Below are 16,215 nucleotides of genomic sequence, written 5' to 3'. Positions count from 1 at the left end.
CATTGATTAAATCAACAATTAAAGTTAACTTACTTTTACTGTATGAATATTAATTTAAATTTTTTTCCACTGATAAATCAGATTCTTTCTGTATAAATGTAAAAAAAATAGGATAGAAAAATCTTATGTCTGGCCTTCAGGAAGAATATTTACAGCATCAAACAATAATTGAACAGCTCCGGCTCTCAATTCAATATATTCGCTGGTATCTGATTAGCCTAATATTACTTTGCCTAATTTCAGCCCTTATTTTCTCTTGTTACTTTACTTCTTACATTACAAAGTTTATTTGGTCAATTGGCTTTACCGTTTTAATTTTTACCTGTCTATTATTTATTCCAAAACTTTTAACACAATATCGCGATATTAATTTTATTAAAAAAACTGATTTGACCCTGCAAGCTATTTGTTTGCTCTCTGGAATTTTAATGGGAATAAATATAATTGTTCTTCATTTTTCACTTCCAGCTAGCTTAATCTCCGTATCCGATGTTCATATCCTAATCGCCCTATTTATTACTTCAGCACATATTATTGGTCTTACTTTTTTAACTCAGCAGCCCCGATATTTTTATTTACTCTTTATTCCAAGTACAGTTCCACTCCTTATTAGTCAATTTACCCATTCTCAAGTCACCCAACTTCCTTTTTACTTTGCTTATAACTTAGCCTTTGTAGCAACTTTGCTTTGTGCGTATGCAACTCAACGTAACTATCAAAAAATTTCTCAACTATTATTTAAAAATAAGCAACTTGTACAAGTCGCGGAACAGCATACTCAATGGGCTGAAGAGTTATGTGTACAGCTCCAACAAGAAGTAAATAAATCCAAAGATATTGAAGCACAGCTTCAATTTAATAATCATTTACTCGAACAAAAAGTACGTGAAAGAACATACGACTTAACCAAAATGAATGAAAGGCTTGAAAGTCATCGTCATAATTTAGCATTTGCCCATGAAACTGCAGGTATTCGACCGTGGGACTGGGATATTGAAAAACAAAAACTAGAAATCACTTTTTTTGATCAACAAAAACAAACGCAAAATACGTCTTTACATCTCAAAACCATATTAGAGCGTATTCATCCGAATGACCGAAAATTATTTGATGAACGTTTAAAAGAACATTTGGAAGGAAAATCTGATCATTTCAATATTACTTTTCGTATTTTACGTCGTAATGGCTCTTGGCGCTGGATTCATGATGTAGGGCGTGTCATTAGCCGTGATCCTAAAACCAATAAAGCTTTACGCATGGTTGGAATGACCAGAGATATTCATCAGGAAAAAAAAGATCAAGAGCATTTAAGACTCTGCGCTATTGTGCTTGAACAAGCTGCTGAAGGAATTTTCATTCTAGATGAAAAACTTAATTATATTGATGTTAATCCTTATTATGAAAAATTAACTGGTTTTTCGAAATCTGAGTTATTAAACCAGCAGTTATTTAACATCGCAATAAATCAGAAATTGCAGCAACAACAGTTTCATGACTCGATTACCCAACAACTTCTTAAAACTGGTGAATATATGGGCCAGTTTGATGAAAAATTTGCTTCGGGTAAGAGTGTTTATTTATGGCTTCATATTAATGCGGTTAAAGATGAACACAATCAAGTCATTAATTATATTGGTTTTGCACGTGATTTAACTGAGCAAAAACGCCAAGAGCAACATTTATCTTATTTAAAAAATTATGATAGTTTAACTCACCTTCCTAACCGTTTTTATTATTACAATCAATTACATCAATATTTAGTCAATCCCTCTTATAGTTTTAAAAATCTGGCATTAATTCGAATTAATATTGATAGATTTAGAGCATTTAATGAGTTCTTAAATAATGATAGTGGTGACGAACTACTGAAACAATTTGCACAGCGTCTACGTCTCACCAATATTAATGCTATTTTAGTCGCTTATTTAAATGGGGATGATTTTGCGATTATTTATGAAATATCACCTATTCACCCAAATATTGAGCAATATTGCCAAAATATATTACAAGCTTTGAATGCACCTTTTTATATTGATCAGCAGGAATATTTTATTACAGCATCTATTGGAGTCGCCTGTTTCCCAGAACATGGCAGACAAGTTGACCATCTTAACAACCACGCTGAACAAGCATTGTCAGAAGCAAAACGTCTGGGCGGCAATACTATTAGCTATTATTGTAATAAAACAACAAATCCATATAAGACAGCCGATTTAGAACAAGAGCTCCGTAAAGCCATTCAAAATGATGAGTTCGTTGTTTATTACCAACCGAAAATTAATTTAAATGACAAATCAGTTAAGGGTTTTGAAGCTTTAATTCGCTGGCAACATCCTGAAAAAGGACTAGTTATGCCGAATATGTTTATTCCTTTTGCTGAACGTAGTAGCCTTATTTCTGATATCGGTAAAGTCGTTTTAGATAAAGTCGGCAAACAATTACAAGAATGGAAAAAATCTGGCTATACAGATATCCAAGTCTCGGTAAATATTGTTGCCCAACAAATTCATCGAGGTCTCTTACTCAATGACTTGGATGAGTTTTTAGAACACTATCAGTTAGATGGTTCAAATTTAGAGCTAGAAATTACCGAATCGGCTTTATTAGACAATACTGATAATGTGAAAAAATTATTGCATTCAATTAAAGAACGCAATATTTCAATTGCACTCGATGATTTTGGTACAGGTTATTCATCTTTAGCTTATCTAACAGAGTACCCAATCGATATTTTGAAAATAGATCGAGCCTTTATTTCTAAAATTGGTGATCAAAAACAAGAAGCGATTGTCAATGCCATGATTGCGATGGGCAAAAGTATGGGATTAAAACTGGTTGCTGAAGGTGTTGAAACTGAGGAACAAGTCATTTATCTACAAAAACAACAATGTGATTTTTTACAAGGCTATTTCTTTAGTCGCCCACTCCATCCAAATCAGATTATTCAATATCTACAATCAAATACGTATATTTCATAATTGTTTTAACAGTCTATTTTACATGCGCTGGTTTTTCCAAAAATGAGCGTTTTTGACTGTGAGAAATAAAGAAGTAGTGTTATATTCTTTAGCATTTAGCTCACTACGGGGCTATTGGCAATTCGTCTACTATTCTCTTAATTGGTAAAAATTAAAGCAAAGTAAACGAAATGAGTTGCCTCCCCCTAAATGAGTGATTTGACTAGTTTGCTTTTTTGTATCAAATAGAGACTCAGATGGACGATCAATCTTTAAAACAGGCCGCTTTAAATTACCACGAATATCCAAATCCAGGGAAAATCAGCGTCACGCCTAGTAAGCAACTCGTCAACCAACGAGATTTGGCTCTAGCTTATTCACCAGGGGTTGCTGCTCCATGTTTAGAGATTGAACGTGATCCTTCAGCTGCTGCAAAATACACAGCGCGTGGTAACTTAGTTGCTGTTGTCAGTAACGGTACTGCGGTTCTTGGTTTAGGTAACATCGGTCCATTAGCTTCTAAACCGGTAATGGAAGGTAAAGGCGTTCTGTTTAAAAAGTTCGCTGGTGTTGATGTATTTGATATTGAAATTGCTGAAAACGATCCAGATAAAATCGTTGATATTGTTGCTTCATTAGAACCAACTTTTGGCGGCATTAACCTTGAAGATATCAAAGCACCAGAATGTTTCTATATTGAGAAGAAACTTCGTGAACGCATGAAAATTCCTGTGTTCCATGATGACCAACACGGTACAAGTATTATTGTAGGTTCAGCATTATTAAATGCTCTACAAATCGTTAACAAGAAAATTGAAGAAATCAAAATCGTTGCTTCAGGTGCAGGTGCTGCTGCCCTTTCTTGTTTAGATTTACTTTGCGCGTTAGGCGTAAATAAAGAAAATATCATTGTTGCCGATTCTCGTGGTCTACTTACGACTTCACGTGAAGGCTTAGATGAATCTAAAAAGCGTTATGTACAAGACATTAAAGCGACTCAATTACATGAAGTAATGGCTGGCGCAGATATGTTCTTAGGTCTTTCAGCTGCAGGTATTCTCACCAAAGACATGGTGAAACAAATGGCTGAAAATCCAATTATTTTTGCATTAGCAAACCCAGATCCAGAAATTCTGCCTGAACATGCACATGAAGTACGTCCTGATGTCATTATGGCAACTGGTCGTTCGGACTACCCGAACCAAGTAAACAATGCGTTATGTTTCCCTTATATCTTCCGCGGTGCACTTGACGTAGGTGCTACAACAATTAACGAAGATATGAAAATTGCATGTGTACACGCAATTGCACGTATGGCTCACGTAGAAGCTGACGCAGCTACTTATGGTGAAAAATCTGCTTCATTTGGTCGTGACTACTTAATTCCACGCCCACTTGATCAACGCTTAATTTTAGAAATCGCACCTGCTGTTGCTAAAGCAGCAATGGATTCAGGTGTTGCAACTCGTCCTATCGAAGATTTCTCTGCATATCGTCAAAAACTTTCTGAGTTTGTTTATAACTCAGCATTCTTAATGAAACCAATCTTTGCTCAAGCAAAAACAGATCCTAAACGTATTGCATATGCTGAAGGCGAAGATGAGCGCGTATTACGTGCAGTTCAAATTGCAGTTGATGAAGATTTAGCTAAACCAATTTTAGTTGGTCGTACTGCAGTCATTGAAGCAAACATCAAAAAATTAGGTCTACGTTTACAACACGGTGTAAATATTGAGATTGTAGATCAAGAACAAAACCCGATGTATGAAGAGTTTTGGAAAGACTACTACCAAACAATGCAACGTAAAGGCATTACTGTTGAATATGCTCAACGTGAAGCTCGCCGTCGCTCAACTTTAATTGCATCTCTTCTGGTTAAATTCGGCAAAGCAGACGGTATGTTATGTGGTACTTACAGTAGCTATAACATTCACCTTGACTTCGTACGTAATGTCATTGGTCTTAAAGAAGGTATGAATAACTTCTTCACGCTCAATGCATTAATGCTTGAAGATCGTAATTTGTTTATTGCTGATACGTATGTAAATACTAACCCGACTGCTGAACAACTTGCTGAAATGACAATTTTAGCAGCTGAAGAAGTACGTCGCTTTGGTATTACACCACGTGTAGCTTTACTTTCTCACTCAAGTTTCGGTAGCGACCAGACTGATTCAAGCGCTCAAAAAATGCGTGAAGTTTATCGTATTTTATCTGAGCAAGCTCCAGAGCTTGAAGTTGAAGGTGAAATGCATGGTGATGCAGCATTAGATGAAAGCATTCGTCAATATGCTTTCCCAGGTTCACGTTTCAAAGGCTCAGCAAACTTGCTGATTATGCCGAACCTAGACGCAGCAAACATTTCATTTAACTTGTTAAAAGCAACATCTGGTAACAACGTTACAATTGGTCCAATTTTGCTAGGTGCTGCTAAACCAGTTCATATTTTGACACCTACAGCGACGACTCGCCGCCTTATCAATATGACTGCTTTAACTGTTGCTGAAATTCAACAACAAGAAAAGTAATTTAGAAACTGCTTTTTACGAAAAGCATCTCTAATCACTTGAGAAAACCTCTATTCTGTAGCATGATTGCTTGAAGAATAGAGGTTTTTTCATGCAAGTGTATTTAGTAGGCGGTGCCGTCCGAGATTTTTTACTTGGGCATCCCTATCAAGAAAAAGACTATGTTGTTGTCGGTGCAACGCCGGAACACATGCTCGCCCAAGGTTTCCAGCCTGTAGGCAAAGATTTCCCTGTGTTTCTTCATCCCGAAACCAAAGAAGAATACGCACTTGCACGAACCGAACGAAAGTCTGGTCAGGGATATCATGGGTTTCAATTCTTTACTGATACAACCGTAAGTTTAGAAGACGACTTAATTCGCCGTGACTTAACAATTAATGCAATTGCCATGGATCAAGATGGCAAAATATATGATCCATATGGTGGTCAAAGCGACTTAGAAAATAAAATTCTACGTCATGTTTCAGAAGCATTTGCTGAGGATCCCCTACGGGTTTTGCGCGTCGCTCGTTTTGCTGCACGATATTTTCCATATGGTTTTCAAATTGCGCCAGAGACTTTGCAACTTATGCAAACCATGGCAGAGTCAGGTGAACTGGATGCATTAACACCAGAGCGTGTTTGGAAAGAGACCTCTCGCGCTTTAATGGAAACTCATGCAGATATTTATTTTCAAACTTTGCGTGATTGTGGCGCATTAAAACATCTTTTCCCTGAAATTGATGCTTTATTTGGTGTGCCTCAACGTCCTGAATATCATCCTGAAGTAGATTGTGGCGTTCATACCCTTATGTCATTACAACAAGCTTGTAAATCGAATTACTCACTCGATGTACGTTTTGCTGTTTTAGTGCATGATTTAGGTAAGGCTCTTACTCCAGCCGATGAGCTTCCTCGTCATATCATGCATGAAGAACGTGGAATTAAACCAGTTACTCAATTATGTGAACGTTTAAGAGTCCCAACGCAAACCAAGCAGTTGGCATTATCAGTGTGTAAAGAGCATTTAAAATGCCACCAGATTATGTCATTAAAGCCAGGTACTTTATGGCGTCTATTACAACGCTTAGATGTTTTACGTCGTCCAGAAAGAGTAGAAGCTTTTGTCCAAGCCTGTGAATGTGATGCAAAAGGCAGATTAGGGCTAGAAGATCGTCCGTATCCTCAAGCTCAATATATGCGTGAAGCGATGCAGATTGTTCGCTCTATTAAAGTTCAGGATTTACCAGAGAACATTAAGGGTGCAGAAATTGGTGAAATGCTCATTCAATATCGAATTGAGGCTTTAGCTGAGTTTAAAAATCAACATCAAAGCCTTAGCCACTCTTAATCAGTAGTCATAAAAAAAGCCTCACGATGAGGCTTTTTTTATTGAGGTTTTAACGTTTAGGAAGCGGGATATACTGAGATTGAGTATTTTGCGCTTTTCGCTCGCCCACAGTCACAACAAAGTTTTGTTGTTTACCATCTCGTTCAACCAATACATTAATTTCACTATTTGGCGCCTGTAAAGCCACGTAGTTAATCAAATGAGAAGCCGAAGTAATCGGTTCATTATTCACCTGAACAATTTTATCGCCCACTTTAATACCAGCAGAAGCCGCTGGACCATTTTTTAATACATCAGCAACGATTACACCAACTGGTGGTTTTGGTGCCAATACATCGTCTTGTGTAGGTGGTAGTAAACTAATACCTAACCAACCACGAACCACACGGCCATCTTTTAAAATTGAGTTAAGTACTTGTTGACAAACCTTCGCAGGAATAGCGAAACCAATACCTAAAGAACCACCTGATTGTGAAAAAATAGCAGTATTGACGCCAATCAAGTTACCAGCAACATCAATTAAGGCTCCCCCTGAATTTCCAGGGTTAATTGCTGCATCAGTTTGAATAAAGTCTTCATAGGTATTAATACCTAAATCTGATCGACCTGTCGCTGAAACAATACCTTGAGTTACCGTTTGTCCTACACCAAACGGGTTACCAATTGCTAAAACAACGTCACCCACTTCATTACCACTCAATTTAAATGGCAATACTGGCAGTTTATCTAAATCGATTTTAATAACTGCCAAATCTGTATCTGGGTCAGTCCCCACAATTGTAGCTTCTGCACGACGTCCGTCATGTAAAGCAACTACGATCTGGTCAGCTTGAGCAATCACATGGTTGTTGGTAAGAATATAACCATCAGCACGAACAATAACCCCTGAACCTAAGCTATTTTCATTTTGCTGTTGTTGTTCGGGAACCTGATTTCCAAAAAATTCACGGAAAACCGGATCACTTAATAAAGGATGATTTTGTTTAACTTTCTGGGTCGTAAAAATATTAACAACTGCCGGCGCTGCAACTTTTACCGCAGCACTATAAGATACCACCCCACCCGTTCGAGAAGTATTCACCAGAGGCTCAACTTTCTCAGCAGGCATTTGCACCCCATCAACTGCAACAGTTGGTTTCGGCTGATGGTATTTTTGCCATGCAATAAAACTGGCAATTACAATAATAAGTAACACCCAAGGTAACCATGTAAAGGTGCGGCGCACGTTCATATCCTCTACGCAAAGAAGTTTTTAATTAAATTAATATATTGAACAAAAAGAGTTTTCAGTTAAGCATTTTAAATTAAATATGTCGATATACATAAAAAAGTCAAAAAAGATTTGTCTAGCTTTAGTTACACAACAAAATATGTTTCTATAGCTTTAGCAACTTTTACTACTCAATTCAGGAAATATCATGGCAAATTTGCATGAAATTATTCAGTGGTGCGACCAAACCTTAAAAGCAGCAGAGTTTAAAGATTACGCACCAAATGGCCTGCAAATTGAAGGTTCAACTGAAGTAAAACGTATTCTTTGTGCAGTGACTGCTTCTGAAGATGCAATTGATGCAGCTATTGCTCAAAATGCCAATCTGTTACTTGTACACCACGGTTATTTTTGGAAAGGCGAACCGTATCCTATTACTGGTATGCGAGGCAACCGCATTAAAAAACTCATTCAAAATAATATTTCATTAGTCACTTATCATCTACCTTTAGATGCACACCCATCTTTAGGCAATAATATTGCCATTGCCGAAAAGCTAAACTTGCAAAGCTTAGAACCACTCGATTTAACCGAGAAACACCCAATTGGTAATATTGGTTATTTAGAACAAGCACTTCCTGTAGATGACTTTAAAGCAAAACTGCAAAACAGCTTTGATTTTAAAGTGATTCACTTACCAGCCGAGAAGAAAACGATTCAAAAAGTAGGTTTCTGTACAGGCGGCGCTCAAGATTTTATTGCTAAAGCTGCTTTGCAAAACTGTGATGCTTATATTTCAGGGGAAGTCAGTGAACGAACTTTTTATGAAGCAAAAGAATTAGGTGTTCATTATTTTGCCTGCGGTCACCATGCAACCGAACGTTATGGTGTTCAACGTTTGGCACAAGCCATTTCAAAACAGTTCTCAGTTGAATCTGAATATTTTGAATTGAATAATCCGATTTAATTAAGTCTTTTTTTCAATCTGTGTTATGCGTATTAATTAGATCTTTATTGTGTATAGTTCTTTAAAACGATGCCCTATTGTGAACAGAATCATTTACAATAGAGCCACTTAATATTGTATAACCCAGCAAATGCAAGGAATAGGAACATGACAACCATTACTTTACCTGCACTTCCATATGGCTATGATGATTTAGCGCCACATATCAGTAAAGAAACTTTAGAATACCATCACGACAAACACCATAACACCTATGTTGTTAACTTAAACAACTTAATCAAAGGCACTGACCTTGAAGGTAAAACTTTAGAAGAAATCATCAAAGCAACTGCTGGTGACGCATCTAAAGCTGGTATTTTCAACAATGCTGCTCAAGTTTGGAACCACACTTTCTACTGGAACAGCATGAAGCCAAATGGTGGTGGTAAGCCTACTGGCGCAATCGCTGCTAAAATCGACGAAGCTTTTGGTAGCTACGAAAAATTTGCAGAAGAATTTACTGCTGCTGCAACAACTCAATTCGGTTCAGGTTGGGCTTGGTTAGTTGCTGATGAAGTAAACGGTAAACTTTCTATTACTAAAACTTCAAATGCAGACACTCCACTTGCACATGGTCAAATTGCTGTATTAACAATTGACGTATGGGAACATGCTTACTACATCGATTTCCGTAACTTACGTCCTAAATACATCGCAACTTTCTTAGAAAGCCTTGTGAACTGGGACTATGCAAATGCAAAACTTGCAGGTCAGCCAGCTGGTGTAGAGAAATAATTTTATTTCTTTATAAAAAACCACCCTCTTTAGGGTGGTTTTTTTATTTTTAAGGCAACAAAAGCATATTAATCAAGCAAACGATTCATTTTCTTTAATATTCTTATTGACGCTTTTAGATTTCATCCATAAAATGCGCATCAGATTCTCCAATAGCTCAGTCGGTAGAGCGACGGACTGTTAATCCGCAGGTCCCTGGTTCGAGCCCAGGTTGGAGAGCCATCTACTAATCTCCCATAGCTCAGTCGGTAGAGCGACGGACTGTTAATCCGCAGGTCCCTGGTTCGAGCCCAGGTGGGAGAGCCAAGATTCTAAAAGCCCGCATTTATTGCGGGTTTTTTCTTTTCTAATCATCTAATAACTTTCTATTATTTTGAATAAAATCAATGTTTCGTGTATTTTTAAGCCAAACGATTAGATATTCTCACTAATTCTGCTATTAAGGCTTGACCCAGCCCCCTTTCCTGCCTAAAATCCTTTTCCAGATTCTCCCATAGCTCAGTCGGTAGAGCGACGGACTGTTAATCCGCAGGTCCCTGGTTCGAGCCCAGGTGGGAGAGCCAAGATTCTTAAAAACCCACTCATTACGAGTGGGTTTTTATTTGTATGATGTTGTCACATGTTCGAATCGAGTCACTTATTTTTTATTATTTTAGGTTGCTTAAGCACCTGTATTTTTCTTGTTGTTTGTTTACGTCCCTATTTATTCCCAAAACAAAAATTCTTTGCTCGTCCTGTCATTACTAATTTTGAAACTCAAATGTTTATACGTCTAAAACAGAGTTTCCCAGCTTGCCATGTTTTAGCTCAAGTGGCGTTTAGCGCATTAATCACCAGCAATGACTATAAGGTTCGTAGCCAGTTCAATCGTAAAGTTACCGACTTTGTTTTGCTTAATGACAAAATGGAAGTAATTGCTATTATTGAGTTAGATGACCCTACTCATCTTGAAAAAGCAGAAGAAGACCGTCTACGCGATCAAATGCTGACAGAAGCCGGATATATCGTAAAACGTTATACAAGCATACCGAGCGTACGCCAACTACAAAGAGATATTCATTGAACAGCTAATGCTATTTCTTATCTGAATTTGCAGCCTCTTTTTCAGCTATTCTTTTTTCCATTTCTATACGTTGCTGCTCATATTGTTTTTTATTCTTAGCATCACTCTTTGCAGCCAAGAAAAGTATTCCAATAATTAAAAAAGGAATAAGTAAACCCAACCCCATTAATAACCAAGGAACAGATTTTTTTTCAACTGATTGCTGACTCATAAGTGATTTAAACTCGAACATCATTAATTTTAAGCTATGTAACAATATAACAAAAAAGAGCCTATATAAAGGCTCTTTTCTTAAGCTAAATGCTAGTTAAATAAAACTTAGAACTTACCTGTACAGTGCGGGCTTTGGCTAGCATCTTTCTGTGCATCAGTTAGAACAATACCAGTACCTGCTGACATATTCGTTTGAATAAAATCTACGGCATTTGCATTTTGACATACGATTGCTTGTGTATGAGTCGCATTCGGTACAATGGTTAAATTATATCCCTTATCGTACCCAGCTTGAGGGAAAAATTTCAAAGCATTCGCTTTCATATTTGCGAATAAGGCTTGTGTTACTACAGGCAATACTGCTTGATCTTTTTCACCTTGAATAATAAATACAGGTGCTTTAATAACTTTTTCAGCTGTAGCATTCGTTGCAGGTTGAGTCGATGTTAAAAAACTTTGAACTACTTGATCGGTCTTGAATTTATTTAGATCAATACCGTACTGTGAAATTTGATGTGTAGGGTCAGCTAAGAAAGCTAGGATTCCTGCTTTAAATTTCTCTTGTAAACCATTTGCAGTATCAGGTGCAGGATAACTTAGACATGTACCATCATCTCCTGTACGACCATAAGCTAATTCTGCAATATCAGCTGCTCCTGATGTAAAGATTGACTTCAAATCATAATTTGGTTGCTGTGCTTTAATCCCAGCGCTTGCAAAAGCAGCATATGCTAACAATTCAGCATATCCTTCTGCAGTTTTATCAATTGTTGGTACAGCAAGCGCCAGTGGATCATTTGGAGACATTTGCCCTGCAGCAATCGCTGCATCAATTTGTCTACGCGCTATAATTGCCTGATCTAGCTTACTAACTGCAAAATTACTATCTTGATTCATTGCAGGATCAATATAAATTTGAATAATTGTGCCCAAGCTTGATGCCGGCGCCCCAGCTACAGCACCTTTATAACTTGTATCTGTATTGGCGAATTCAGCAGTACCTAATGATGCATGTCCACCTTGTGATTGGCCAATTGACATCCAATCGCCTTTCAACTGATTTCCATAATGGTCTTTTGCTGCCTTGACTGCTGCTAATGCGGATTTTGCTTCACTAGACAAGTTTAAATACGGATGTACACCTGGCGTACCTAAACCCTCATAATCTGGTGCAATAATCACATAACCTGCTGCTAATAAGTTTTCAGCTAAAATTTTAAATCGCGGATTAATTGCATTTTTACTTGGCGCGCAACTATCTCCTACTCCTACAGTTCCATGCTCCCATACAACCACTCGATAACCATCTTTAGGTTGCGAGGCTTTTGGGAACAATACCATAGCAGTAGCAGTGGCTGTTTTTCCCTGCACATTTGTCATGTTATAAGTCATGACTTTAATTGATGAAGCATTATCAACTTTATCTATAGCGTAATTACTTTCAGACAAAAAGGTTTTATTTGAATCTATCCCAGTGTAATCGTCATTGTTGTCATTACATGCTGTAAGAAATAATGCTGAAACCGATAATGTTATAGCTAAAGCAATTTTTGACCGTTTCATAAAATATCCTTTTTATGTTATGTGTTATTTATTCCGCATAATTTTTATGCACAAATATTAAGACATAAAAAAAGTGCTCTGCATAGAACACTTTTCAACCTCACGGTCATTTTTACTATATGAAATTTAAAAATATTCCTAGAAAAATGATTAATCCTACCCAGCGATTGTGACGAAATGCCCAGAAACAAACCTGAGGGTTGCGGTCTTTGGTTTTAATTGTTTGATATATAAAATCGAATGCCACAACAATTAAAGCAACAATTGCCCATGGAAATAAGATATTTTCTAAATATAACGCCGTTCCTATCAAGACAAGACTGGTTGCTTGTAGGAGTGCAATAATCTGGATGTCATATCGACCAAAAAGAATAGCTGTAGATTTCACACCAATCTTTAAATCATATTCGCGGTCTGTAATTGCATATTGAGTGTCATAAGCCACTGTCCAAGCCAAATTACCAAAATACAGCAGCCAGCAAGTCAGATCCGGAGTTTTACCTACGGCAGTAAAGGCCATTGGAATTGACCATGAAAATGCTGCTCCTAAAAAAACTTGCGGTAAGTTGGTGTAGCGTTTCATAAATGGATAAATAAACGCTAAAAATAATGCGCCAAATGACCAATAAAAAGTTTCTATAGGTAAAAAGAACAAAAGACATGCACTTGCTAAAACAAGACCTAAGAATACATATACTGCTTCCCTCGCACGAATGACACCTGTTGCCAAAGGACGAGTTTTTGTACGCTCTACATGACCATCTACTTTACGATCAGCAAAGTCATTAATCGCACATCCAGCAGCGCGCATAAAAATAACGCCTAAAATCATGACGAATAAAATACCTAAATTCGGTATTCCTTTTGATGCAACCCAAAGTGCCCACATGGTTGGCCAAAACACCAATTCTGTACCAATTGGCTTATCAAATCGACATAGATAATAATAAGCTTCTAAACGCTGACGCCATGTTGTACCTGTTGCAGTCGTCATAGTAATTCCTTGTCGTGCTGCTGATATAAAAAAGCTTCAAAAGCCGGTAAGAATGTTTCTTGAACAATAAATTTACAGCCATGCCAAGTATAGCAACTTTGTCGCGTCCAACCTTCGGGTAAGCGAATAACACGGCGATCACACAGTGGCGTAGTTCTTTGAAATAAAAAACGACCTATCGGTTTAGAACCAATATGCTGAAATATACGGGCTTTTTTTTGTAAACTTCGAATTGGAAAAATACTTTTTGCTTTAACCCAAGGTTCCACTTCACAGCCATATAAATATGTTTCCCTTACCCATGAAGTATGGGTATGAGGCATATTCATCCATTGACTGTCTGCAAAAGTTAAACGCTGAAAGTGTTCTTTAAAAGGTTTTACGCTGAACTGTCCACCGCCAAGTTCAGTCAATTGTTGGGTCAGAGAACCAGACGCATACAACCATGTTTTCAATGCAGGATTTAACGCTTCTTCCTGTTTAAGTACTGGTTGTCGTTTACGCATAATCTGCTCACATGAAAACTCGCACCTAGTTTACCCCAATTTTTTGATAAAAAACGTAGAGAATTCAATCAACATTTTAAGCAATAAAAAAGCCTGCATAAGCAGGCTTTTTTACGAAATACGTATTACAGGCTGTAGTACATATCGAATTCAACTGGGTGAGTAGTCGTGTTAAGACGACGTACATCTTCAGTTTTAAGTTCGATGTATGCATCAAGCATTTCTTTAGTGAACACGCCGCCTTTTAACAAGAATTCGTGATCTGCTTGAAGTGCTTCAAGAGCCATATCTAAACTATGAGCAACTGTTGGGATTTTTGCTTCTTCTTCTGGAGGAAGATCATACAAGTTCTTGTCAGCAGCTTCGCCCGGATGGATCTTGTTTTGGATACCGTCGATACCAGCCATTAATAATGCAGCGAAACCTAAGTATGGGTTCATCATTGGGTCTGGGAAACGAGCTTCGATACGCTTACCTTTAGGGCTAGAAACGTATGGAATACGGATAGACGCAGAACGGTTACGCGCTGAGTAAGCAAGCATAATTGGTGCTTCGAAGTGAGGAACCAAACGCTTGTATGAGTTTGTAGATGGGTTTGTGATTGCATTCAATGCACGAGCGTGCTTGATGATACCACCGATGAAGTACAACGCCATTTCTGAAAGACCAGCATATTCATCACCAGCAAACAAGTTCTTGCCATCTTTAGAGATAGACATGTGAACGTGCATACCAGAACCGTTATCACCTACCATTGGTTTAGGCATAAACGTAGCTGTTTTTGCATATTGATGTGCAACGTTCCAAACAGCATATTTGAACTGTTGAACTTCGTCAGCTTTACGAACAAGAGTATTGAAGCTCACACCAATTTCTAACTGGCAAGAAGCAACTTCATGGTGATGTACTTCTACACGACCTGGGCCCATGATATCTTCGATTTTTGCACACATTTCTGCACGCATATCTTGTGAAGAATCAACTGGAGGAACTGGGAAGTAACCCCCTTTAACACGTGGACGGTGACCAGAGTTACCAGACTCATAGTCTTTACCAGTAGACCAAGCAGCTTCTTCAGCGATTAATGTATGACGAGCGCCAGACATATCGATGTCCCATTTCACTTCGTCAAATACAAAGAATTCTGGTTCTGGACCGAAGAATGCAGTATCACCGATACCTGTAGATTTTAAGTATTCTTCTGCACGGCGAGCAATCGAACGTGGGTCACGCTCATAACCTTGACCAGTTGAAGGTTCAATAACGTCACAAGTCACAACTACAGTTGGTTCAGCAAAGAACGGGTCGATGAAACCAGTTTCAGCATCTGGACGTAAGATCATGTCAGATGCTTCAATACCTTTCCAACCAGCGATTGAAGAACCATCAAACATTTTACCGTCTTCAAAAGTATCTTCATCAATAGAATCAGCTGGGTAAGTTACGTGCTGTTCTTTACCCTTAGTATCAGTAAAGCGAAAATCGACCCATTTTGCGCCACTTTCTTGTATGAGTTGAAGGACCTTGTTCGCCATGCTCATTTTGCTCCAATGAAATTTTGTTGCACTTGTTAAGTGCGTGTTAGTTGCTGGTATTTATTAAGCAATTCTCATACCAACTTTATAAGACTTACCTAAAACATTGAATTACTTATAAGTATTCATGATTTAGGCCCCTTGTCTTGAACCCATTATACTGTTTGCTTGTGCAAATGCACCATATTCACACATTTTCAAATTATGGCATATTTAAATAGCTTATTATTGCCCTAATTTAGTGCAAAATTGTTGCACTGATATAATCCGCTGCATCAATTTCTAACAGTCGTTCATGATCATAATACTTTCTTATATATAATGTTGAGATTCTTATTAGATTACACAAAAAATATTTATACTTCTTAAAGTATCCATTCTCACTCATTTTTACGTTGTTTAAATGACTTAAGCGCCTTGGTTAAGCCATCCAAGTAAGTTCTTTATTGTTTATTTACAATCTACCAAATAGTTTTCATTTTTATGAATTCTTATAGAGCATTTCAGTACTCGGCAGTTCTTTGATTCTTCAAATGAACGCTTCTTTTTGTTATTTGCTATCTACAAACTCCACT

12 protein-coding genes and 3 tRNA genes are annotated in these 16,215 nt (G+C 37.5%); 9 read left to right on the top strand and 6 right to left on the bottom strand.

Annotated elements, in window-relative coordinates:
- The first annotated feature begins 125 nt into the window (after window positions 1–125).
- The 3 genes from J671_RS07290 (at window position 126) to J671_RS07280 (ending at window position 6,815) form a co-directional block, all read left to right on the top strand.
- Window positions 126–2,978, top strand: a complete 2,853-nt coding sequence (locus J671_RS07290; RefSeq protein WP_031981831.1) for a putative bifunctional diguanylate cyclase/phosphodiesterase — start codon at window positions 126–128, stop codon at window positions 2,976–2,978.
- Window positions 2,979–3,214: 236 nt separating this feature from the next.
- Window positions 3,215–5,485, top strand: a complete 2,271-nt coding sequence (locus tag J671_RS07285) for an NADP-dependent malic enzyme (protein WP_002052468.1) — start codon at window positions 3,215–3,217, stop codon at window positions 5,483–5,485.
- Between the two features lie 91 nt (window positions 5,486–5,576).
- Window positions 5,577–6,815, top strand: coding sequence for a multifunctional CCA addition/repair protein (locus J671_RS07280; RefSeq protein WP_031981829.1), 1,239 nt, complete (start codon window positions 5,577–5,579; stop codon window positions 6,813–6,815).
- Between the two features lie 49 nt (window positions 6,816–6,864).
- Here the strand turns inward: J671_RS07280 and J671_RS07275 are convergent, their stop codons facing one another.
- A complete protein-coding gene (locus J671_RS07275; RefSeq protein ID WP_002052780.1) occupies window positions 6,865–8,040 on the bottom strand; it encodes a S1C family serine protease in 1,176 nt (391 codons plus the stop codon).
- Window positions 8,041–8,233: 193 nt separating this feature from the next.
- Between J671_RS07275 and J671_RS07270 the strand changes: the two genes are divergently transcribed.
- The 6 genes from J671_RS07270 to J671_RS07245 all read left to right on the top strand — a co-directional run bounded on the left by J671_RS07270 (window position 8,234) and on the right by J671_RS07245 (window position 10,829).
- On the top strand, window positions 8,234–8,992 hold the full coding sequence (locus tag J671_RS07270) for a Nif3-like dinuclear metal center hexameric protein (RefSeq protein ID WP_031981828.1): 759 nt from the start codon (window positions 8,234–8,236) through the stop codon (window positions 8,990–8,992).
- A gap of 147 nt (window positions 8,993–9,139) precedes the next feature.
- Window positions 9,140–9,766, top strand: a complete 627-nt coding sequence (locus J671_RS07265; protein WP_000208083.1) for a superoxide dismutase — start codon at window positions 9,140–9,142, stop codon at window positions 9,764–9,766.
- 146 nt (window positions 9,767–9,912) lie between these two features.
- Window positions 9,913–9,988: transfer RNA gene (locus J671_RS07260), tRNA-Asn, on the top strand.
- A gap of 8 nt (window positions 9,989–9,996) precedes the next feature.
- Window positions 9,997–10,072, top strand: a tRNA-Asn gene (locus J671_RS07255).
- A 181-nt stretch (window positions 10,073–10,253) separates the two neighbouring features.
- A tRNA-Asn gene (locus J671_RS07250) sits at window positions 10,254–10,329 on the top strand.
- A gap of 56 nt (window positions 10,330–10,385) precedes the next feature.
- Complete coding sequence (locus J671_RS07245) at window positions 10,386–10,829, top strand: DUF2726 domain-containing protein (protein ID WP_022575352.1); 444 nt, start codon at window positions 10,386–10,388, stop codon at window positions 10,827–10,829.
- Window positions 10,830–10,839: 10 nt separating this feature from the next.
- Here the strand turns inward: J671_RS07245 and J671_RS07240 are convergent, their stop codons facing one another.
- The 5 genes from J671_RS07240 to glnA form a co-directional block, all read right to left on the bottom strand.
- Window positions 10,840–11,040, bottom strand: a complete 201-nt coding sequence (locus tag J671_RS07240; RefSeq protein WP_004886133.1) for a hypothetical protein — start codon at window positions 11,038–11,040, stop codon at window positions 10,840–10,842.
- Window positions 11,041–11,147: 107 nt separating this feature from the next.
- On the bottom strand, window positions 11,148–12,605 hold the full coding sequence (locus J671_RS07235; protein WP_031952962.1) for an alpha/beta hydrolase family protein: 1,458 nt from the start codon (window positions 12,603–12,605) through the stop codon (window positions 11,148–11,150).
- 115 nt (window positions 12,606–12,720) lie between these two features.
- A complete protein-coding gene (gene ubiA / locus J671_RS07230; protein WP_002052447.1) occupies window positions 12,721–13,599 on the bottom strand; it encodes a 4-hydroxybenzoate octaprenyltransferase in 879 nt (292 codons plus the stop codon).
- A complete protein-coding gene (locus J671_RS07225; RefSeq protein WP_004886125.1) occupies window positions 13,596–14,105 on the bottom strand; it encodes a chorismate--pyruvate lyase family protein in 510 nt (169 codons plus the stop codon). The genes ubiA and J671_RS07225 overlap by 4 nt, the downstream gene beginning before the upstream one ends.
- A 125-nt stretch (window positions 14,106–14,230) precedes the next feature.
- Window positions 14,231–15,646, bottom strand: coding sequence for a type I glutamate--ammonia ligase (gene glnA, locus J671_RS07220; protein ID WP_002052696.1), 1,416 nt, complete (start codon window positions 15,644–15,646; stop codon window positions 14,231–14,233).
- Between the last annotated feature and the right edge of the window lie 569 nt (window positions 15,647–16,215).

Source organism: Acinetobacter sp. 1130196 (genome assembly GCF_000588095.1).
Taxonomy (GTDB): Bacteria; Pseudomonadota; Gammaproteobacteria; order Pseudomonadales; family Moraxellaceae; genus Acinetobacter; species Acinetobacter nosocomialis.
This window is presented reverse-complemented; position numbering and strand designations above follow the sequence as displayed.

Bases quoted from the DNA above. Each gene is read 5' to 3' on its own strand.
- J671_RS07265 (WP_000208083.1), top strand. From the start codon at position 9,140: ATGACAACCATTACTTTACCTGCACTTCCATATGGCTATGATGATTTA.
- J671_RS07270 (WP_031981828.1), top strand. From the start codon at position 8,234: ATGGCAAATTTGCATGAAATTATTCAGTGGTGCGACCAAACCTTAAAA.
- J671_RS07280 (WP_031981829.1), top strand. From the start codon at position 5,577: ATGCAAGTGTATTTAGTAGGCGGTGCCGTCCGAGATTTTTTACTTGGG.
- J671_RS07285 (WP_002052468.1), top strand. From the start codon at position 3,215: ATGGACGATCAATCTTTAAAACAGGCCGCTTTAAATTACCACGAATAT.
- glnA (WP_002052696.1), bottom strand. From the start codon at position 15,646: ATGAGCATGGCGAACAAGGTCCTTCAACTCATACAAGAAAGTGGCGCA.
- J671_RS07240 (WP_004886133.1), bottom strand. From the start codon at position 11,040: ATGAGTCAGCAATCAGTTGAAAAAAAATCTGTTCCTTGGTTATTAATG.
- ubiA (WP_002052447.1), bottom strand. From the start codon at position 13,599: ATGACGACTGCAACAGGTACAACATGGCGTCAGCGTTTAGAAGCTTAT.
- J671_RS07245 (WP_022575352.1), top strand. From the start codon at position 10,386: ATGTTCGAATCGAGTCACTTATTTTTTATTATTTTAGGTTGCTTAAGC.
- J671_RS07225 (WP_004886125.1), bottom strand. From the start codon at position 14,105: ATGCGTAAACGACAACCAGTACTTAAACAGGAAGAAGCGTTAAATCCT.
- J671_RS07290 (WP_031981831.1), top strand. From the start codon at position 126: ATGTCTGGCCTTCAGGAAGAATATTTACAGCATCAAACAATAATTGAA.
- J671_RS07235 (WP_031952962.1), bottom strand. From the start codon at position 12,605: ATGAAACGGTCAAAAATTGCTTTAGCTATAACATTATCGGTTTCAGCA.